Below are 19323 nucleotides of genomic sequence, written 5' to 3'. Positions count from 1 at the left end.
CGCGGGGCGGCACGCTGTCCGGCGCGCGGGCGCGTGCACCGCACCGTCACAACCGGACGAAAAGCGTCCGTAGCATCCCCGTCACTCCCACCGAACACGCACGGTGTCCAATGCCACGAGGGGCACGTACCACGCGGTCGGGAGAGAGACACGAGAGTGACGGAAGAACAACACTCCGCCGCGATGGGGGAGTTCACGCGAGTGCTGGGGGAGCTGACCGCGGAGCTGGACCCCGCCGGCGGCTGGTTCGGAGTCTTTCTCCGACGCGATCCGGAAGGCGTGGCCGCCTGTTTCCAGGGCCGGGACCTGCTGCCCTGGGACGTGGCCGAGGCCCTGCTCCAGGACTACGCGGCGCTGCACGGCCTTCCCGCCGCCGAGCGGGTGTACGGGGTGGTGCGGGAGGCGTACCGGGTGGCCGCCGCCACGTACGACGCCCGTCCGGGCGGCCGGCAGGCGCTGCTCGACCAGTTGGACGTGATGATCCGGGAACGCCAGTACGCGGTGGTGCGGCGCCGGAGGCTGACCGGGAACGCCGAGGGGTCCCCGTCCGCGGCCGAGGAGAGCGCCCGGACCGGTGCCGAACTGGCATGGGCGGAAGACGACGTGCGGCGGGCCTCGGCCCGCTGCGCGGAACTCCGCAGGCGGCTGGAGGCCCTGGAGACGGCAGCGGCGACGGCGGGAGCGGCCGGTGCCGTTCCCCGTACGGGGCCGGACGGCGCACACCCCGGGCACACCCGGCCCGGTGAGGCGGCCCCTGCCGGTGCCTCCACCGACCCTCTTGCCCCGTCCGGTTCCCGGGCCGGGGCCGCTCCCGGTCTGTTCCCCGGGCCGGGCGGGCTGGGGCCGGGCATGCCGGGGCCGCCGCCGGGCCCCTGTCTCCGTCCGGAGCCCCGGCGCCGTCCGGGCCTTCCGCTTCCCCGAGCCCCGGCGGGCCGCCCCGGTCCCGACGGCGGGCGTGCCGGTGAGCCGGCGTCCCTCGCCCGGCCGCGCCGAAGCGGGCCGCCCGTCCGCGCGGGGCGCGCTTCGCCGGGCTGGAGACCGAGGAGGAGAACGCCGCACCCGCCGCCCCGCCGGTGGTTCCCGATCCCGGCCCCCACCCTCCGGCAGCGCCCGCCGCCGCACCGCGCGGGGCACGCTTCGCGGGCGCGTACCAGGCCGATGACGGGGACGGCGAGCGGCGCGAGCGCGCCTCCGCCCGGGAGCGGGAGATGCTCGCCGCGGCGTACGCCGAAGCACGGGACACGGCGGTCCGGCTGCGCGTCCTGCGGGCCACGGGCCGCAGCGGAGAGGCTTACGCGCTGCTGAGCGAGGCCGTCTCGCGGCCCGCCGCCCGGCTGCCGCTCCTCGCCGGGGAACTGGAGCGGGAAGGGCTGGCCGCCGAGGTCGCCACGCTGCTGTGGGAGGCCGCCACACTGCCCCCGGCCGCGCTCGCCGCGATGGCCGGGGCCCTCGCCGACGCAGGGCGCGGCGACGACTGCCGAGCCCTCCTCGCCCAGTGCGCGGGCCGCCCGGCGGCCGAGGTGGCGGACACCGCGCTCGCCCTGCGCGCCGCCGGCCGTCACGAGGAGACGGCGGTCCTGCTGGGCGGGATGCTCCGCGCCCGTACGGACGAGCACGCGGCCCGGGTGGCGGAGGCCGATCCCGGCGCGCTGGTGCCGCCGCTGCTGGAGGCCGCGGCCGGCTCACCGCAGCGGTACCGGAACCTGGCCCATGTGCTGCGCGGTGCCGGCCTGCCGGGCATCCCCGACACGGTGTGACGGCGCTGCGCCGGCTCGGCCGCCGACTGCCGACTGCCGACTGCCGACCGTCGACCGCCAACTGCCGACTCGGCCGGCCCTGCCCGTCGCTGTCCCTTCCCAGCCGCTGTTCCGCCGGTCCACCACCCGGGGCGCGGCCGGACATGCGCGGCGGCACACGCTGCTGCCCGAGCGGGTTGTCCGGTCCGGCCCGGTCCACGAACCGTTTCGGTTCCGCCTGTTGGTCCGGTCTCGCCCTTGTCCTTGTTCTGGCCCTTGTCCTTGCCCGTTCCGCCTGGTGGCCGGCCTCCACACGGCTGCTGCGGTCCGGTGCTCTCCGGCCGTGCGTGCCCGGTGTGCTGCCGCGTTCGCTGTGCCAGCCGTGGCCCCTTGCGGCCGGAAGCGCGGTCGGTCCGGCCGCTGCGGGGTGGCGGGGGCGGTGGTCACATGTGGGGATGTGGGGACTCCTGTGGCCCGACCGCTTCGATCCGCTTGCCGCGGGCCGGGCCGCTGTGGCCCGTTGCGGTGGGAAAGCCGGCCGACACCGGGGTTCCGGGGAGATGGGCTTGCCCGGGCTCGCGGGGCGGCCTACGTTCTCCCTCACCCCGGAAGCCACCGTCCCGACGCTCCCAGGCTCCCATGCTCCCGATGCGGTGCCGCCCGGCGCCACCCGTCCGGGCCCGGTCCCGGGGGACCCCTGGCCGCCGGGCAGGGCCGTCCCGGGCAGGCCGTTGTCCCGGCTCGGCAAGGCCCCGGGTGTCAACCGCCGGACCAGCACCGCCCGCACCCGATCACCCCGGTCGGCACCCGCCCGGCACCGTCCGCCCGCCCCGGTCCGCGCCGGTGCCGTGCTCGTCCCACCCGCCACCCGTCCCACCCGACGTCCGTGAGGACCCGATCTCCCGCTCCCGGAAAGCTGGTGCCGCCCATGACGCTCTTCTCCTCACCGCCCCGCCCGCCGCCGCCCCCACCGGGCCGGGTTCGGCCCATCCCACTGTCGAGCAGAGCGGCATCCGGCCCCCGCTGCGGGCCCGCCACCGCGCCGTCATGCCGGACTGGCTGACCCTGTATTACGAGGACCCGGTCGAGCTGACCCACGGCGAGGGACGGCACGTCTGGGACGCGGAGGGCCGCTGCTATCTGGACTTCTACGGCGGCGTCCTCACCACCATGACCGCCCACGCCCTGCCCGAGGTGACCGCCGCCGTCCGGGAACAGGCCGGCCGCATCCTGCACACCTCGACCCTCTACCTCAACCGCCCGATGGTGGAGCTGGCCGAGCGCATCGCCACCCTCTCCGGCATCCCGGACGCCCGGGTCTTCTTCACCAGCTCCGGCACCGAGGCCAATGACACCGCTCTGCTGCTGGCCACCGCGTACCGACGTTCGAACCAGATCCTGGCGATGCGCAACAGCTACCACGGCCGGTCGTTCAGTTCGGTGTCCGTCACCGGCAACTCCGCCTGGTCGCCGACGAGTCTGTCCCCGTTCCAGACGCTGTACCTGCACGGCGGGGTCCGCACCCGCGGCCCGTTCGCCGAGCTGTCCGACGCCGCCTTCACCGACGCCTGCGTCGCCGATCTGGAAGACGTCCTCGGCCAGGCCCACGGCGGCGCCGCCGCGCTCATCGCCGAACCGGTGCAGGGCGTCGGCGGGTTCACCGCGCCGCCCGACGGCCTCTACGCCGCGTTCCGGGAGGTGCTGGACCGGCACGGCATCCTCTGGATCAGCGACGAGGTGCAGACCGGCTGGGGCCGCACCGGCGACCACTTCTGGGGCTGGCAGGCGCACGCCGCCTCCGGCCCGCCGGACATGCTGACGTTCGCGAAGGGCATCGGCAACGGCATGGCGGTCGGCGGTGTCGTCGCCCGCGCGGAGGTCATGAACTGCCTCGACGCCCACTCCGTCTCCACCTTCGGCGGCAGCCCCGTCACGATGGCCGCCGGGCTGGCCAATCTCACCCATCTGCTGGAGCACGACCTGCAGGGCAACGCGCGGCGGGTCGGCGGCCTGCTCATCCAGCGGCTGCGCGCGGTCACCGCAGGGCTGCCCGTCGTCCGGGAGGTGCGCGGCCGGGGACTGATGATCGGTGTCGAACTCGCCGGGTCCGACGGCCGGCCCGCACCGCACGCCGCCGGTCTCGCCCTCGAACACGCCCGGGCGGAAGGGCTGCTCGTCGGCCGGGGCGGCCGCGAGGGGAACGTCCTGCGCATCGCGCCGCCGCTCACCCTGACGGTCGCCGAGGCGGAGGAGGGCGCCGAACTGCTCGGAGCGGCGCTGCGGCGGACGCAGGACGCCGTGGAAGCGGAACGGCAGCCCTGAGCCGGGTGCTCCCGGAGCACGGTGTTCTCGAGCGAGGCATTCCCGGGCCCCGCACCCTTCTCCCGCGCCCTTGCCCCGCGCACGGCACAGCGACCGGCGCCCTCGGTCAGCTCCCCGGGCGGCACTACGGCGCCCGTGAGCGCCCCCGCCCCCGGAGTTCAGCCGCCCGTCATGCTCCGTGTCCACGCACCGCGGGCGGGGTGTCCGGGAGCCGTGATTCGATGGAGCACATGATCGATGACTTGTCCGCGGAGGAGCGGACCAAGCTGCTGGACGCCGCCGAGCAGGCCGTGCGCGAGGCGGTGGCCGCCGAGGTGATGCCCCGCTTCCGGCAGCTCGCCTCGCACGAGATCGACGTGAAGACGGGGCCGCACGACCTGGTCACGGTCGCGGACCGGCTGGCGGAGGAACGGCTGACCGCGGCGCTGCCCGCGCTGCTGCCGGGCTCCGTCGTGGTCGGCGAGGAGGCCGTCTCCGCGGACCCCGGGGTGCTGGACGCGCTGAAGGGCCCGGCGCCGGTCTGGATCGTCGACCCGGTGGACGGCACCCGCCAGTTCGTCCACGGCGACCCGGGTTTCTCGACCCTGGTCGCGCTCGCCCGCGAGGGGGAGGTGCTGGCCTCCTGGACGTACGCGCCGGCCACCGACCGGATGGCGGTCGCGGTGAAGGGCGGCGGGGCCCGGCTGGGCGGCGAGCCGCTGCGCTGCGGTGCCGCGCAGCCCGGTGAACTGCTGGAGATCGCCACCTCGCACCCCGACTTCACCTCCCTGGAGGAGGACGAGGCCTTCGCCCGGCTCGTGGTCGACGGGGTGGCGCCCCGGCCGTGCGGCTCGGCGGGGCTGGAGTATCTGCACGTCGCACAGGGGACGCTGGACGCGGTCGCGTTCGGCTGGGAAAACGTCTGGGACCACGCGGCGGGCCTGCTGCTCGTCGCCGAGGCGGGCGGGGCGAGCGCCACCATGTCCGGCGAGCCGTTCGCTCTCACCGGGGGCAACGCCCTGCCGTTCACCGCCGCCCGCGACGGACGCACGGCCCGCCGGATCCTGGAACTGATGCGCGGCTCGGACCTTCCGCGGCGCAAGAACCAGGGCGGTCACTGAGCGGGTCCGGCGCCGGGGCCCGGGCCGGCGGCCGTCGCGTCCGGTGCTCCGCCGCCGGGCGGGCCTATCCTGGCCACCGGCCGGTAACCGGGCCGTCCGCCCCGTCCCGTTGACGGACGATCAGCGGGACGGGCGGACGCGCGGTGGCGGCCGGGGACCGCCCCACCGGGAACGCCACCGGCCGACCCGCCGCGGACCGGAGACCCGTGGGAGCCGCCGAGGTCCCACGCGAGGCACCCCGGGAGCGGCGGACCGGGCCGGCCGGCGGGCCGGGGGGACCAGCAGCCGAAGAGGAGTCGTACGGTGCCGTCGATGCTCGATGCGGTGGTGGTGGGAACCGGGCCCAACGGCCTGACCGCCGCCGTCGAACTGGCCCGCCGCGGATACGCCGTGGCCGCCTACGAGGCCCGGGACGGGGTCGGCGGCGGGGCCCGCACCGAGGAGCTGACGCTCCCCGGCTTCCGGCACGACACGTGCTCCGCCGTCCACCCCCTGGGCATCGGCTCGCCCGCGTTCGACACCATGCCGCTCGGCCGCTTCGGGCTGGAATGGCTCCACCACGAACTGCCCCTGGCCCACCCCTGGGCGGACGGCACCGCCGCCGTGCTGGCCCCGTCGGTCGGCGAGACAGCCGCCTCGCTCGGAGCCCGGGACGCGGGTGCGTACCGGCGGCTGCTGGAACCGTTCACCGGCCACTGGGAGACCCTCTCCGCCGACTTCCTGCGCACCCAGTGGCTCGGCGTGCCCCGCGACCCGCTGCGCTGGGCGCGCTTCATGAGTGTCGCCGGTCTGCCGGTGGCTGTGCTGTCGCGCCTGTTCCGCGACGGCAAGGCGCGCGCCCTGCTGGCCGGGCTGGCCGGACACGTCATCGCGGCGCCGACGAGCATCGCCTCCGGCGGGGTCGCGCTGATGTTCGCCCTCGCCGCGCACGAGCGGGGCTGGCCCATCGCGCGCGGCGGCTCGCAGGCGATCTCCGACGCCCTCACCGGCTATCTGCGGGAACTGGGCGGCACGGTCCACACCGGAGTCACCGTCAAACGGCTGGACGAGCTGCCGCCCGCCCGCGCGTACGTCTTCGACACCGCGCCGCGGGCCCTCGCCGAGATCGCCGGCCTGGGCAACGCCTACCGCAATTTCCGGCACGGACCGGGCGTCTTCAAGATCGACTATGCCCTGTCGGGCCCGGTGCCGTGGACGGCCCCCGAGGCGCGGCGGGCCGGCACGGTCCACATCGGCCCCACCTACGGGGAGATCGACGACGCGCTGCGGCGGGCCGTCGACGGCCGGGAGCCGAGGACACCGCTGCTGCTCACCGCCCAGCCCACCCTGACCGACCCGAGCCGCGCCCCGGAGGGCAAGCACACCTTCTGGGCGTACGGCCATGTGCCGAACGGCTGGACGGGCGACGCCACCGAGGTGATCGAGCGGCAGCTCGAACGGTTCGCCCCCGGCTTCCGGGATCTGGTGCTGGCCCGCGCCACCGCCGGGCCGCCCGAGATGGCCGCGAAGAACGCCAACTACGTGGGCGGCGACATCGGCTGCGGAGCCTTCGACGGCCTCCAGTCCGCCATCCGCCCCAAGCTCGCCCGGGTGCCGTACAGCACGGCGCACCCGGCGGTCTTCCTCTGCTCCTCCGCGACCCCGCCCGGCGGCGGAGTCCACGGCATGTGCGGCCACCACGCCGCCCGCCGGGTCTGGCGCCGGCTGCGGGAAATGGCGCGCTGAGGCCCCGGCGCCGTGCCGGGGCGCCTCGGCGGGCGGCGGGGCCGGGCCGTTCGGCCGCGGGCGCGTCAGGCCGCCCGGCCGAGTCCGGACAGGACGGTGGCCCGCGCGGTGTCCGGCTCGGTGCCCAGGCGCCGCAGAACGGTGGTGGTGACCTTGTCCTCCGGGTTCAGCAGACCCAGCAGCACGTGTTCCGTACCGATGTGACGGTCCTCGAGTGACAGCGCCTCGCGCAGCGAGCGCTCCAGTGCCTTCTTGGCGCGCGGAGTGAACGCCAGATGCCCGCCGGAGCGGGAACCGCCCCGCGGGGCGCGCCGCACGGGGACCAGCCGTCGCAGGCCACGGGCGGGCTCCGGTTTCTCCGGCGCGGGGTCGAGCGCCCCGGGCCCGAAGGCCGCCTCGGCGCGGCTGCGGATCTCGTCCGGATCGATGCCCAGGGAGCGCAGCGACTCCGCGTCGTCCGGCCCCAGGCCGCTGCCGCCCCGGTCCGCCAGCCGCTCGACCTCGGCCCGGCAGGACCCGGCCGTGACGCCGAGCCGGGACAGCGCCGCGGTGGCCGGATCGTCCCGCCGGGACAGCACGGCGAGCAGCAGATGCTCCGAACCGACCGCCGGGTGCCCCAGGTTCCGGGTCTCCTCCTGTGCCTGGATGACGACCTGCCGGGCCTGACGGGTGAATCGCTCGAACATCCCGCTACCTCCTCGCGTGTTTCTTGTGAACGGCCTGCCTGCTGACGCCGAGCGCGGTCCCGATCTCCTCCCAGGACCAGCCCTGCGAGCGCGCGCTGTCGACCTGCAGGGCCTCCAGGCGCTCCAGGAGCCGCCGCAGTGCCGCCACCGCGCGCAGCCCGACCGCCGGGTCGCGGTCCATCGCGGCCTCGGCGGTGTCGCGTGTGTCCTTCGCCTCTGTTCCTGCCATGCCTGTCAATCTAGGTTGACGAGAGGGTCCCTGTCAACCATGGTTGACGGGCGGTGGGGTGGGGCCGGGCAGGGCCGGGTGGGACCGGTGTCATGGCCGGGAGCGGCCCCGGTGGGCGGAGGGCGGCGCCGGCGGGCTTCCCGTACCGGGATCCTCCCGGGCCCGGTCCGGGAAGGCTCATGTCGGAAATCCGCCAGTGCCGCGCTCCGCCGTCACCGATGCTGGATCCATGCACACCGACACCGAGAGCTGCGTGCGGGCCGTGCGGTCGAAGGACGCGCGGTTCGACGGCTGGTTCTTCACCGCCGTCCGCACCACCGGCATCTACTGCCGTCCGAGCTGCCCGGCCGTGCCCCCCAAGCCCGAGAACATGACCTTCCACCCCAGTGCCGCCGCCGCACAGCAGGCCGGGTACCGCGCCTGCAAGCGCTGCCGCCCCGACGCCACCCCCGGCTCGCCGCAGTGGAACGAACGCGCGGATCTCACCGCCCGCGCCATGCGCCTCATCGCCGACGGTGTCGTCGACCGGGAGGGCGTCCCCGGCCTCGCCGCCCGCCTCGGCTACAGCACCCGGCAGATCGAACGCCAGCTCCACGCCGAACTGGGTGCCGGACCGCTCGCGCTCGCCCGGGCCCAGCGCGCCCAGACCGCCCGGCTCCTCATCGAGACCAGTGAACTCCCCATGGCGGACATCGCGTTCGCGGCGGGCTTCGCCAGTATCCGGGCGTTCAACGAGACGGTGCGGGAGGTCTTCGCGCTCGCGCCGACGGAACTGCGCAGCCGCGCCGGCCGCGGCCGTGCCGGAGCACGCCCCGGCGCCCGTACCGACGCCTGCACCGGCCCGGCTCCGGGCGGCGCCGCGGGCCGGGACCACCCGGCCCGCGCCCCGGCGCCGGGCTCCCCGGCCCCGGTTCCACCCCCGCTCCCGCCACGCTCACCCTCCGGCTGCCCTACCGGACACCGCTCCACCCCGACAACCTCTTCGGCCACCTCGCGGCCACCGCCGTGCCCGGCGTCGAGGAGTGGCGGGACGGCGCGTACCGCCGCACCCTCCGCCTCCCCTACGGGCACGGGGTCGTCACCCTGCGCCCCGGACCCGGCCACATCGCCTGCCGGCTCTCCCTCACCGACCCCCGCGACCTGACCGGAGCCATCAGCCGCTGCCGTCGCCTGCTCGACCTCGACGCCGACCCCGTCGCCGTGGACGAACTGCTGCGCACCGATCCGGTGCTCGCACCGCTCGTCGGCGAGGCGCCCGGACGCCGGGTGCCGCGCACCGTGGACGCCGCCGAGTTCGCCGTACGGGCCGTGCTCGGCCAGCAGGTGTCCACGGCCGCCGCCCGCACCCACGCGGCGCGGCTGGTCCGGGCGCACGGCGACCCGGTGGACGACCCCCAGGGCGGCGGCCTCACCCACCTCTTCCCGGCCCCCGAGGCGCTCGCCGGCCTCGACCCGGAGAAACTCGCCCTGCCCCGCAGCCGCCGGACCACGCTCACCACCCTCGTCGGCGCCCTCGCGTCCGGTGACCTCGCCCTCGATCCCGGCAGCGACTGGCGCTCCGCCCGCGAACGCCTCGCCGCGCTCCCCGGATTCGGCCCCTGGACGGTCGAGACCATCGCGATGCGTGCCCTCGGCGACCCCGACGCCTTCCTCCCCACCGACCTCGGCCTGCGCCGCGCCGCCGCCGCGTGCGGCCTCCCCGCGACCCCGGCCGCGCTCACCGCCCGCGCCGCCGCCTGGCGCCCCTGGCGCGCGTACGCCGTCCAGTACCTGTGGGCGACCGACGACCACCCGATCAACCACATGCCCACCGGATGAGGCGGCCCCGGAGCCGCCCGATCCGCCCGACCGCAGCCCGTACCCCGGCCCGTACGGTACGAACCGGCCCCCTTACGGAGGAACGAAGCGAGATGCCCCAGCGAACCCACACCGTCGTCGACAGCCCGGTCGGCCCGCTGACCCTGGTCGCCACCGACGGGGTCCTCTCCGGTCTCTACATGACCGGCCAGCGCCACCGCCCCGCCGACGAGACCTTCGGCAGCCCAGCCGGCCCCGGCGCCACCCCGTTCGGTGAAGCCGTCCGCTTCCTCGACGCCTACTTCGCCGGGGAGCGCCCGCACTACGGCCTGCCGCTCCACATGGCGGGGACGCCCTTCCAGCAGCGGGTCTGGGCCGCCCTGCGCGACATCCCGTACGGCGAGACGCTGAGCTACGGCGAACTCGCCGGCGTGCTCGGCAGGCCGACCGCCTCCCGCGCCGTCGGCATGGCCAACGGCAGGAACCCGATCGGCATCATCGTCCCCTGCCACCGCGTGATCGGCGCGGGCGGCGGCCTCACCGGCTACGGCGGCGGCCTCGACCGCAAACGCCACCTGCTGGCCCTGGAAGGCGCGCTCCCGGGCCCGGGCCCGGTCCCGGCTGCGGACTCGGACGCGTCCGGTCCGGCCCCCGCGCACGCGGTCCTCTTCTGAAGGCCGGCCGGGAGGGCGGGACGCACGGAGCCCACCCGGGGGAGCGGGGCAGCGGGCTCCGTGCCCCGGGTGCGGGCTCCGCGCCGCCCGACGGTCCGGTGCCGTCCACCGGTCCCGGCGTCCGGCCCGCGGGCGCTCCCGGGCTGGGGCACGGCGTCCGGCCGGGGCTTCCTCCGGCCCTACACGCCCTCTTCCGCGATCCGGCCCAGCAACTGCGGCAGCGCGGTGCCGATCGGTTCCCGCACGACCTCGTCCGCGTGCTCGTCGTACGGCGTGGGCTCGGCGTTGACGATGACGAGCCGCGCGCCGTGCTGCGCCGCCGTCCCGGCCAGTGAGGCGGCGGGCTGCACCTGGAGGCTCGTCCCGACCGCCACCATGATCCGGCACGCCTTCGCGATCGCCGTCGCCTGCGCCAGCACCTCCGGGTCCAGGCGCTCGCCGAACATCACCGTGGCCGACTTGAGAATCCCGCCGCACGCCCGGCACGGCGGATCATCCTCGCCCGCCGCGACCCGCTCCAGCGCCTCCTCCATCGAGGAGCGCGCGTGGCACCGGGTGCAGCGCACCGCCCGCGCGGTGCCGTGCAGCTCCAGCACCTTGCGGCCGGGCATCCCGGCCATCTGGTGCAGCCCGTCGACGTTCTGAGTGAGCACCCGGACCGGCACCCCGGACCGTTCCAGCTCCGCGACGGCCCGGTGGCCGTCGTTCGGACGGGCGCGCAGCGCGGTGCTGTCCCGGCGCATCCGCCACGAACGGCGCCGGATCTCGGGGTCGGCCATGTAGTACTCGTAGGTCACGAGCTTCTGTGCCTCCGGGTCCCGCCGCCACAGCCCGCCCGGGCCGCGGTAGTCGGGAATCCCCGAATCGGTCGAGATCCCGGCCCCGCTGAGAACCGCCACCAGAGGCCGCTCCCGCTCCGCACCACTGCCGTTGCCGCTGCTCATGCGCCCGAGGGTACGCAGCGGGAACACGGCTCCGCGAGCGGGTTGTACCGGGCCGCGGGCTCGGCCCCGTGCCGGGCCCCCGGCTGCCGGACAGGCGGTCAGCCGCCGAGCGCGCCTCCCGGCTCGTGGCCGTGTTCCAGTTCCACCGGGCAGCGGCCCGCCGCCCGGGCGGCGAGGGCGGCGCGGACGCGGCGGTCCATGTCGGGGCTCAGGTAGCGGCCGAGCTCGTCCGGGTGCACCAGCCGCCAGGCGGTCAGCTCCTCCTCCTGGAGCCGGATGGCCGCGAGCTGCTGCTCGTCGAGCACCCCGCCGTCGTACAGGTACGAGACGATCGGCGGGCGGCCCGTGCCCGGTACCCAGTCGACGGCGAGCAGCGGGCCGAGCTCCACGTCGAGGCCGATCTCCTCCGCCGTCTCGCGGCGGGCGCCCTGCCGGGGCGTCTCGCCCAGGTCGGACTCCACGGTGCCGCCGGGGAAGATCCACCGGTCGTCGTCGCGGTAGTTCGGCTCGACGACGAGGACGTGGCCCCGCGCGTCCTGGAAGAGCGCCGCGGCGCCCGCGAGGATCTTGGGCAGACCGGCGATGTAGGCGGCGTAGTCGGCGGTGGCCCCGGTGGCCTCGGCGGCGGCGGTCGAGGCGCTCGCGGTGGTCCGGGCGGTCTCGGCGGTCTCGGTCCCGGAAGTGTCGGTGGTGGTCATTTCCCCGAGCGTAGTGCTCCGATGGAACGGACAGCGCGGGCCGTCAACGTGGGTGGACGCTGGTCCGGGAAGCCGCGGCTGCCCGGCCCTGCTCACATCGTCGCGGCGCTCTCCGGGACATCGGCCGGGGCGTCGCTGAGGCCCAGGCGCAGGTGTTCGACGTGGTACAGGGCCTGGTCGAGGAGTCCGGCGACGTGGTCGTCGTGGAGGGCGTAGACGATGGAGCGGCCGTGCCGCTCGCCGGTGACCAGGCCCAGGTTGCGCAGCAGCCGCAGTTGGTGGGAGCAGGCCGAGGCTTCCATGCCGACGGCCTCCGCGAGGTCGCCCACCGAGCAGGGCCCTTCCCGCAGCCGCGCCAGGATGTGCAGCCGTGAGGGGGTGGCGAGGGCCTGGAGGGTGGCGGCGACGTCGGCGGCGCCGACCGCGTCGAGGCGCTCGCGCGTGGTGATGCCGCCGGTGGCGTCGGTTCCGTGGCCCATGGGGCCATCATACCGGCGACACATGAAGAGCTGTTCATGTATTCCTGTATGGTGAAGGCCGTTGCCCCGACCACCCGTGGAGGGTTGCCCCGTCATGTCTTCACTCCTGGACCGGCGGCCCGCACCGGCCGCCGCCCGGCCGCGCCCCGACCTTCCGCGCCGCCGCACGCGCGTCCTGGAGCTGCCGGAGGCCCGGTGGGCGCTCGCGGCCCTGGCGCTGTTCCTTCTCGCCCTCCCGCCGTATCTGCTGGGCGCCCCGGCGTGGCTGTGGGGGACGCTGTTCGCCGCCGTCTACGTCACCGGCGGCTGGGAGCCGGGCCTGGAGGGATGCAGGGCCCTCAGGAACAGAACACTCGACGTGGACCTGCTGATGATCCTCGCGGCGCTCGGCGCCGCCGCGATCGGCCAGGTCCTCGACGGCGCGCTGCTGATCGTCATCTTCGCCACCTCCGGGGCCCTGGAGGCGGTCGCGACCGCCCGCACCGCCGACTCCGTGCGCGCCCTGCTCGCCCTTTCCCCCACCACCGCCACCCGGCTCCTGCCCGACGGCACCGAGGAGAGTGTCGAGGCCGCACGACTGGAGGTCGGGGACACGATCCTGGTGCGGCCCGGTGAGCGCGTCGGGGCCGACGGACGGGTCCTCGACGGAGCCGGCGACGTCGACCAGGCCACCATCACCGGCGAGCCCCTGCCAGTGGCCAAGCAGGCCGGGGACGAGGTCTTCGCCGGCACCCTCAACGGCACCGGCGCCCTGCGCGTACGCGTCGGGCGCGCCCCGGCGGACTCGGTGATCGCCCGGATCGTACGGATGGTCGAGGAGGCATCCGCGACCAAGGCCCCCACGCAGCTGTTCATCGAGCGGATCGAGCAGCGCTACTCGGTCGGCATGGTCATCGCGACCCTCGCCGTCTTCGGCGTTCCGCTCGCCTTCGGCGAGGCGCTGCAGCCCGCGCTGCTGCGGGCGATGACCTTCATGATCGTCGCCTCGCCCTGCGCGGTGGTGCTCTCCACGATGCCGCCGCTGCTCTCCGCCATCGCCAACGCGGGCCGCCACGGCGTGCTCGTGAAGTCCGCCGTCGTCATGGAACGCCTCGGGCGGACCGACACCGTCGCCTTCGACAAGACCGGCACCCTCACCGAGGGCAGCCCCCGGGTCACCGACCTGCGCCCCCTGCCCGGCAGCGGCCTGGACGAGGAGGGCCTGCTCGCCCTCGCCGCCGCGGCCGAGCACCCCAGCGAGCACGCGCTGGCCCGGGCCGTCGTCGGCGCCGCCCGCGAACGCTCCCCTGCCCCTGGCCCCGCCGCCCGCTTCACCTCCACCCCGGCCAGGGGTGAGGGCCACGGTCGGCGGCCGCACCGTCCGGGCCGGCTCCCCTCCCGTCTGCTGCCCGAGGGGGCGCACGCGGCCCGCGCGGCGGTGCGGGAGCTGGAGGACGCCGGGCGCACCGCGGTGGTGGTCCTGTGCGACGGCGAACCCGCCGGAGTGCTGGGGATCGCCGACCGGCTGCGGCCGGACGCCCCCGCCGCCGTCGCCGCGCTCACCCGCCTGACCGGCCGTACGCCGGTGCTGCTGACCGGTGACAACGAGCGTGCCGCGCGGCACCTGGCCGCCGAGGTGGGCATCACCGACGTCCGCGCCGGCCTGCTGCCGCAGGACAAGGTGACCGCCGTGCGGGAATGGGAGCGGGAGGGCCGCAGGGTGCTCGTCGTCGGCGACGGCGTCAACGACGCCCCGGCCCTGGCGGCCGCCCACGCGGGTATCGCCATGGGCGGGGCCGGATCCGACCTCGCCCTGGAGACCGCCGACGGCGTCGCCGTCCGCGACGAGCTGGCCACCCTGCCCGCCGTCGTCGGCCTCTCCCGCACCGCCCGCCGCCTGGTCGTCCAGAATCTGTGCATCGCCGGGGTGTTCATCACCGCCCTGGTCGCCTGGGACCTGATCGGCACGCTGCCGCTGCCCCTCGGCGTCGCCGGACACGAGGGCTCCACCGTCATCGTCGGCCTCAACGGCCTGCGCCTGCTGCGCGAGTCCGCCTGGACCGGTCCCGCCGAGGCCACCGCCTGAGCAGCCCCCACCCCGTGCCGCCCCGCCCCGGGCGGCCCGGGCCGGTCCCGCCACGGGTGAACCGGCTGCCGCGCCCGGCCGACGCGCCGTCCCGTCGGCCGGCGCGGGATGGGCGGCCGGGTCCGGCGCGGGTAGGGTCACGGCGTCACCACCGTCCGTACGGAAGCAAGGGGTGCACGGTGCCGGACACCGCAGGGGCGGCGGCGGGTGTGCTGATCGCCACCGACAAGTTCAAGGGCTCGCTCACGGCCGCCGAGGTCGCCCGGTATCTCACCGAGGGCATCCACCGGGCCGCTCCCGGGGCGCGGATCGAGGCCCTGCCCGTCGCCGACGGCGGTGACGGTACGGTCGACGCCGCCCTCGCCGCCGGGTTCGGGCGGCGCGAGGCCGTCGTCACCGGGCCGCTCGGCGGCTCGCACACGGCCCGCTACGCGTTCCGCGGCTCCACCGCCGTGGTCGAGATGGCCGAGGCGTCCGGGCTGCGGCACCTCCCCGCCGGACACTTCGCCCCGCGCACGGCCACCACCTTCGGCACCGGTGAGCTGCTGCGGGCCGCGCTGGACGCCGGGGCCCGCGAGATCGTCCTGGGTGTCGGCGGCTCCGCCACCACCGACGGCGGCGCGGGGATGCTCACCGCGCTCGGCGCCCGCTTTCTGACCCCCGCCGGCGAGCCCGTACCGCCCGGGGGCGGCGGGCTGCGGGAGCTGGCGTCCGCCGACCTGTCCGGCCTCGACCCCCGCCTCGCCGCGACGGATCTGATCCTCGCCAGTGACGTCGACAACCCGCTGACCGGGCCCCGCGGCGCCGCCGCCGTCTACGGGCCGCAGAAGGGCGCGACCGAGACGGACGTGCGGGTCCTGGACCACGCCCTCGTCCACTACGCCACGGTGCTGCACCGGGTGCTCGGGCCGCGCGCCGCCGAGTGCGCCGCCGCCCCGGGGGCCGGAGCGGCGGGCGGCGTCGGCTACGGGGCCCTGGCCGTGCTCGGGGCCCGCTTCCGGCCCGGGATCGAGGTGCTCCTGGAGGTGCTGGGCTTCGGTGCCGCCCTGGACCGGGCCGGCCTGGTCGTCACGGGCGAGGGCTCGCTGGACGAGCAGACGCTGCACGGCAAGGCCCCGGCGGGCGTGGCCGCCGCGGCGCGGGCCGCGGGGAAGCCCGTGGTGGCCGTCTGCGGACGGCTGGCCCTTACTCCCGGGCAGCTCGCCGCCGCCGGGATCGAGCACGCCTACGCGCTCACCGACCTGGAGCCCGATCCGGCGGTCTGCATCGACCGCGCCGGGCCGCTCCTGGTGCGCGTGGGGGAGCGGCTGGCCGCCGACCGGCTGCCGGCCGGATAGGCCGCCGGGGCGGAATCGCCCGCGGACGCGCCCGGGGCGGGATCCGGCGCGGGATCCGGCGCGGGATCCGGAAACGCCCGTGGGCCCGAGCGGAGTGCTCGGGCCCACGGGCGTCGTGGCGGGAAAGCGGGTCCTACGGCAGCTGGGCCGCGCGGGCCTCGCGCCGGTTGCCGCGGAAGGTGTTCACCCGCCGCGCCGTGGCGAACAGCGGGATGACGGCGCCCAGGACCACCTGGAGCGCGCAGCCCGTCTGCAGCAGCAGCTGGCCGCCGGGGGAGTCGAACGCCCAGGCCGCCAGCATGCCCATGCTCGCGGCGATCCAGGCGAGCATGGCGACCGCCAGCGCGCCCCGGGGCTTCGGATACTCCACCCGGCTCACCATCAGCCAGGCCACCCCGATGATCGCCAGCAGCGTCGGGAAGAACGGCAGCTCCAGCAGCACGATCGACACGACGGTCAGTGCCCCGAACGGGGAGGGCATCCCCTGGAAGATCCCGTCCCGCAGCGTGACGCAGGAGAACCGCGCCAGCCGCAGCACCACCGCCAGCAGCACCACGATGGCGGCCACCGCCGACATCAGCTGGTGGGCGTCGTTGGCGACCATGCCCCAGACCACGACGAAATACGCCGGCGCCAGACCGAAGCTGACCAGGTCGGAGAGGTTGTCCAGCTCCGCGCCCATCGCCGAGCTGCGGAGCTTGCGCGCCACGAGTCCGTCGAAGAGGTCGAAGACCGAGGCGAGCAGCATCAGCATGACGGCCGTCGCGGCGCTGTGCCGCGCCATGCCGCTGACCTCGCTGCCCGTGATGTGCGGGATGAGCACGCCGGTGGTGGTGAAGTACACCGCCAGGAAGCCGCAGGTGGCGTTGCCGAGGGTGAGAGCGTCCGCTATCGACAGGCGTGTCGACAGCGGCATGTCGTCGTCCTCGTCCGCCTCGGCGTCCGGGACCCACGAACTCTCCGCCCGGGAATCAATCACGGTCAAGACGAGTCACCCCTGCCTGTGTGGCCTGGCCCACCTCGACGTCCACCTCGACACCTTCCGGGAGGTAGACGTCGACCCGCGAACCGAAGCGGATCAGGCCGATGCGCTCACCCTGCTCGACCTTCGTGCCCTGCGTGACGTACGGGACGATGCGGCGCGCCACGGCGCCGGCGATCTGCACCATCTCGATGTCGCCGAGCTCGGTGTCGAAGTGCCAGACCACCCGCTCGTTGTTCTCGCTCTCCTTGTTGAACGCCGGGACGAATCCGCCGGGGACGTGCTCGACGGAGGTCACCGTGCCGGCGAGCGGGGCACGGTTGACGTGGACGTTCAGCGGGCTCATGAAGATCGCGACGCGGGTGCGCCCGTCCTTCCACGGCATGATGCTCTGCACCACACCGTCGGCCGGCGAGATCACTCTGCCCTGGGTGATCTCGCGCTCGGGGTCGCGGAAGAACCACAGCATGCCCGCCGCCAGAGCGGTGGCGGGCACGGCGACCGCTGCCGCGCGCCCGGAACGCCGGGCGCGGGACAGGCTGATGGCCGCGGTGGCCACGGTCGGGAGGAGCCACGGCGACGCGCCGCGCGCGAGGCGGACCCGGCCGCGTGGTGCAGAGGGTTGGCTGTGGGGCATGGATGACCTTCGTAGCGGATGATGCCGCGCTTCGACTGGGGACGGCGGCTTTCCGGGATGGTATCGGTTACGAGCGGCAACTGGGCAAGCCAGAAGCTCAGTCGATGTCCGAACAGTGATCACCCCGGGTGAGCTTTCGTGATCCCCGCCGAGGGAGAAATCGGCACCGAAGCGGAGCGATCCACTGCGATCACCCCTGGAACCGGTACTCCTCGAGCAGACGGCGGCCAATGATCATTTTCTGAATCTCGGCGGTGCCTTCTCCGATGAGCAGCATCGGCGCCTCTCGGTACAGGCGCTCGATCTCGTACTCCTTGGAGAAGCCATAGCCACCGTGAATCCGGAAAGCGTCTTCGACAACCTCTTTGCAGTATTCGGAGGCGAGATACTTCGCCATGCCCGCTTCGAGGTCGTTCCGTTCCCCGGAGTCCTTTTTGCGTGCTGCGTTCACCATCATCGCATGGGCGGCCTCGACCTTGGTGGCCATCTCGGCCAGTTTGAACTGGATCGCCTGGTGCTGCGCGATCGGCTTGCCGAAGGTCGTGCGCTGCTGGGCGTAGGAAACCCCCAGCTCGAAGGCGCGCTGGGCGACACCGCAGCCGCGGGCGGCGACGTTGACGCGGCCGACCTCGACCCCGTCCATCATGTGATAGAAGCCACGTCCGGTGGTGCCGCCGAGGACGCGGTCGGCCGGAATCCGCAGTCCGTCCATGATGAGTTCGGTCGTGTCGACGCCCTTGTAACCCATCTTGTCGATCTTGCCGGGGATGGTGAGGCCCGGGCGGACCTCGCCGAAGCCCGGCTCCTTCTCGATGAGGAAGGTCGTCATCGACTTGTGCGGGGCGGTGCCCTCGGGGTGGCCCTCGTCCGTGCGGCAGAGCACCGCGACGAGCGTGGAGGTGCCGCCGTTGGTCAGCCACATCTTCTGGCCGTTGAGGACGTACTCGTCGCCGTCCCTGACGCCCTTGGAGGAGATGGCCGACACGTCGGAGCCGAGCGCGGGCTCGGACATCGAGAAGGCGCCGCGCACCTCGCCGGCCGCCATCCGGGGCAGGAAGTGGTCCTTCTGCTCCTGGGTGCCGTGCTGCTTCAGCATGTACGCCACGATGAAGTGGGTGTTGATGATGCCCGAGACGCTCATCCAGCCGCGGGCGATCTCCTCCACGCACAGCGCGTAGGTGAGCAGCGACTCGCCGAGGCCGCCGTACTCCTCGGGGATCATCAGGCCGAAGATGCCGAGTTCCTTCAGGCCCTCGACGATCTGCGTAGGGTACTCGTCGCGGTGCTCCAGCTCGGTGGCGACCGGCAGGATCTCCTTGTCGACGAAGTCCCGGACGGTGGAGAGGATCTCCTGCTGGACGTCGGTCAGGCCGTGGGTCTGCGCGAGACGGCTCATCACTTCTCCTGGGACTTGAGCTGGGGGCGGCCGGGCTGCTCGCCCCCGCGCGCCTCGGTGTACTTCGCGGTCGGGACCATCACCTTGCGCCGGAAGACGCAGACGAGGGTGCCGTCCTGCTTGTAGCCCTTGGTCTCGACGTACACGATGCCGCGGTCGTCCTTGGAGCGGGACGGGTTCTTGTCGAGGACGGTCGTCTCGCCGTAGACGGTGTCGCCGTGGAAGGTCGGCGCCACGTGCTTCAGCGACTCGATCTCCAGGTTGGCGATGGCCTTGCCGGAGACGTCCGGTACGGACATGCCGAGCAGCAGCGAGTAGATGTAGTTGCCCACCACGACGTTCCTGCCGAAGTCCGTCGTCTTCTCGGCGTAGTTGACGTCCATGTGGAGCGGGTGGTGGTTCATGGTGAGCAGACAGAAGAGGTGGTCGTCGTACTCGGTGACCGTCTTCCCGGGCCAGTGCTTGTAGACCGCGCCGACCTCGAACTCTTCGTAGGTGCGTCCGAACTGCATGGGA

At 74.7% G+C, this 19323-nt stretch carries 16 protein-coding genes and 1 pseudogene; 8 read left to right on the top strand and 9 right to left on the bottom strand.

All coding sequences use genetic code 11. The features are described from left to right. Positions 1-1073 precede the first annotated feature (1073 nt). The 4 genes from E4N63_RS06500 (at position 1074) to E4N63_RS06485 (ending at position 6883) form a co-directional block, all read left to right on the top strand. The gene (locus E4N63_RS06500) at positions 1074-1757 is read left to right on the top strand and encodes a hypothetical protein (protein WP_230240185.1); all 684 of its coding nucleotides are present in this window, start codon (positions 1074-1076) and stop codon (positions 1755-1757) included. 1026 nt (positions 1758-2783) lie between these two features. Continuing rightward, positions 2784-4058: an aspartate aminotransferase family protein gene (locus E4N63_RS06495; RefSeq protein WP_230240184.1), complete on the top strand. Its 1275-nt coding sequence runs from the start codon at positions 2784-2786 to the stop codon at positions 4056-4058. 230 nt (positions 4059-4288) lie between these two features. Next, a complete protein-coding gene (locus E4N63_RS06490; protein WP_125626821.1) occupies positions 4289-5158 on the top strand; it encodes an inositol monophosphatase in 870 nt (289 codons plus the stop codon). Between the two features lie 312 nt (positions 5159-5470). After that, positions 5471-6883 (top strand): NAD(P)/FAD-dependent oxidoreductase, encoded by a 1413-nt coding sequence (locus E4N63_RS06485; protein ID WP_185831394.1) that lies wholly within the window; start codon positions 5471-5473, stop codon positions 6881-6883. A gap of 65 nt (positions 6884-6948) precedes the next feature. On the opposite strand, the gene E4N63_RS31430 is transcribed toward E4N63_RS06485, so the two are convergent. Continuing rightward, positions 6949-7569 carry a Clp protease N-terminal domain-containing protein gene (locus tag E4N63_RS31430; RefSeq protein ID WP_125626819.1) on the bottom strand — a complete coding sequence of 207 codons (621 nt, stop codon included), beginning with the start codon at positions 7567-7569 and terminating at the stop codon, positions 6949-6951. Positions 7570-7573: 4 nt separating this feature from the next. Next, a complete protein-coding gene (locus E4N63_RS06470) occupies positions 7574-7798 on the bottom strand; it encodes a hypothetical protein (RefSeq protein ID WP_125626818.1) in 225 nt (74 codons plus the stop codon). 229 nt (positions 7799-8027) lie between these two features. Here E4N63_RS06470 and E4N63_RS31425 point away from each other — a divergent pair. Then, positions 8028-9616 (top strand): annotated as a pseudogene (locus E4N63_RS31425) (AlkA N-terminal domain-containing protein). Between the two features lie 92 nt (positions 9617-9708). Beyond that, entirely contained in the window at positions 9709-10269 is a 561-nt protein-coding gene (locus E4N63_RS06460) for a methylated-DNA--[protein]-cysteine S-methyltransferase (RefSeq protein ID WP_230240183.1), read from the top strand. Positions 10270-10448: 179 nt separating this feature from the next. Here the strand turns inward: E4N63_RS06460 and E4N63_RS06455 are convergent, their stop codons facing one another. From E4N63_RS06455 to E4N63_RS06445, 3 genes are all read right to left on the bottom strand, one after another. After that, positions 10449-11213, bottom strand: a complete 765-nt coding sequence (locus E4N63_RS06455; protein ID WP_125625463.1) for a Sir2 family NAD-dependent protein deacetylase — start codon at positions 11211-11213, stop codon at positions 10449-10451. 98 nt (positions 11214-11311) lie between these two features. Further along, positions 11312-11911 carry an NUDIX hydrolase gene (locus E4N63_RS06450; protein WP_125625464.1) on the bottom strand — a complete coding sequence of 200 codons (600 nt, stop codon included), beginning with the start codon at positions 11909-11911 and terminating at the stop codon, positions 11312-11314. Between the two features lie 92 nt (positions 11912-12003). Next, entirely contained in the window at positions 12004-12390 is a 387-nt protein-coding gene (locus E4N63_RS06445) for a metalloregulator ArsR/SmtB family transcription factor (protein ID WP_125625465.1), read from the bottom strand. 94 nt (positions 12391-12484) lie between these two features. Between E4N63_RS06445 and E4N63_RS06440 the strand changes: the two genes are divergently transcribed. Further along, positions 12485-14455 carry a heavy metal translocating P-type ATPase gene (locus tag E4N63_RS06440; protein ID WP_230240182.1) on the top strand — a complete coding sequence of 657 codons (1971 nt, stop codon included), beginning with the start codon at positions 12485-12487 and terminating at the stop codon, positions 14453-14455. A gap of 179 nt (positions 14456-14634) precedes the next feature. Beyond that, positions 14635-15792: a glycerate kinase gene (locus E4N63_RS06435; protein WP_230240181.1), complete on the top strand. Its 1158-nt coding sequence runs from the start codon at positions 14635-14637 to the stop codon at positions 15790-15792. Between the two features lie 133 nt (positions 15793-15925). Here E4N63_RS06435 and pssA read toward each other — a convergent pair whose 3' ends face one another. The 4 genes from pssA to E4N63_RS06415 form a co-directional block, all read right to left on the bottom strand. Beyond that, positions 15926-16708 carry a CDP-diacylglycerol--serine O-phosphatidyltransferase gene (gene pssA, locus E4N63_RS06430; protein WP_370739361.1) on the bottom strand — a complete coding sequence of 261 codons (783 nt, stop codon included), beginning with the start codon at positions 16706-16708 and terminating at the stop codon, positions 15926-15928. A gap of 55 nt (positions 16709-16763) precedes the next feature. Further along, the gene (locus E4N63_RS06425) at positions 16764-17411 is read right to left on the bottom strand and encodes a phosphatidylserine decarboxylase (protein ID WP_125625467.1); all 648 of its coding nucleotides are present in this window, start codon (positions 17409-17411) and stop codon (positions 16764-16766) included. Between the two features lie 190 nt (positions 17412-17601). After that, positions 17602-18807, bottom strand: a complete 1206-nt coding sequence (locus tag E4N63_RS06420) for an acyl-CoA dehydrogenase family protein (protein WP_125625468.1) — start codon at positions 18805-18807, stop codon at positions 17602-17604. Beyond that, positions 18807-19319: a MaoC family dehydratase gene (locus tag E4N63_RS06415; protein ID WP_230240180.1), complete on the bottom strand. Its 513-nt coding sequence runs from the start codon at positions 19317-19319 to the stop codon at positions 18807-18809. The genes E4N63_RS06420 and E4N63_RS06415 overlap by 1 nt, the downstream gene beginning before the upstream one ends. Positions 19320-19323: the final 4 nt, after the last annotated feature.

The organism is Streptomyces sp. MNU89, assembly GCF_020982505.1.
Classification (GTDB): domain Bacteria; phylum Actinomycetota; class Actinomycetes; order Streptomycetales; family Streptomycetaceae; genus Streptomyces; species Streptomyces xinghaiensis.
Note: the sequence above shows the minus strand (reverse complement) of the source record. Positions and strands in the feature narration are given on the sequence as shown.

What these genes read in the sequence shown, in the direction of transcription:
- E4N63_RS06495 (WP_230240184.1), top strand. Translation starts at nt 2,784, where the DNA reads ATGCCGGACTGGCTGACCCTGTATTACGAGGACCCGGTCGAGCTGACC.
- E4N63_RS06490 (WP_125626821.1), top strand. Translation starts at nt 4,289, where the DNA reads ATGATCGATGACTTGTCCGCGGAGGAGCGGACCAAGCTGCTGGACGCC.
- E4N63_RS06485 (WP_185831394.1), top strand. Translation starts at nt 5,471, where the DNA reads ATGCTCGATGCGGTGGTGGTGGGAACCGGGCCCAACGGCCTGACCGCC.
- E4N63_RS31430 (WP_125626819.1), bottom strand. Translation starts at nt 7,569, where the DNA reads ATGTTCGAGCGATTCACCCGTCAGGCCCGGCAGGTCGTCATCCAGGCA.
- E4N63_RS06470 (WP_125626818.1), bottom strand. Translation starts at nt 7,798, where the DNA reads ATGGCAGGAACAGAGGCGAAGGACACACGCGACACCGCCGAGGCCGCG.
- E4N63_RS06460 (WP_230240183.1), top strand. Translation starts at nt 9,709, where the DNA reads ATGCCCCAGCGAACCCACACCGTCGTCGACAGCCCGGTCGGCCCGCTG.
- E4N63_RS06455 (WP_125625463.1), bottom strand. Translation starts at nt 11,213, where the DNA reads ATGAGCAGCGGCAACGGCAGTGGTGCGGAGCGGGAGCGGCCTCTGGTG.
- E4N63_RS06450 (WP_125625464.1), bottom strand. Translation starts at nt 11,911, where the DNA reads ATGACCACCACCGACACTTCCGGGACCGAGACCGCCGAGACCGCCCGG.
- E4N63_RS06445 (WP_125625465.1), bottom strand. Translation starts at nt 12,390, where the DNA reads ATGGGCCACGGAACCGACGCCACCGGCGGCATCACCACGCGCGAGCGC.
- E4N63_RS06440 (WP_230240182.1), top strand. Translation starts at nt 12,485, where the DNA reads ATGTCTTCACTCCTGGACCGGCGGCCCGCACCGGCCGCCGCCCGGCCG.
- pssA (WP_370739361.1), bottom strand. Translation starts at nt 16,708, where the DNA reads ATGCCGCTGTCGACACGCCTGTCGATAGCGGACGCTCTCACCCTCGGC.
- E4N63_RS06425 (WP_125625467.1), bottom strand. Translation starts at nt 17,411, where the DNA reads ATGCCCCACAGCCAACCCTCTGCACCACGCGGCCGGGTCCGCCTCGCG.
- E4N63_RS06420 (WP_125625468.1), bottom strand. Translation starts at nt 18,807, where the DNA reads ATGAGCCGTCTCGCGCAGACCCACGGCCTGACCGACGTCCAGCAGGAG.
- E4N63_RS06415 (WP_230240180.1), bottom strand. Translation starts at nt 19,319, where the DNA reads ATGCAGTTCGGACGCACCTACGAAGAGTTCGAGGTCGGCGCGGTCTAC.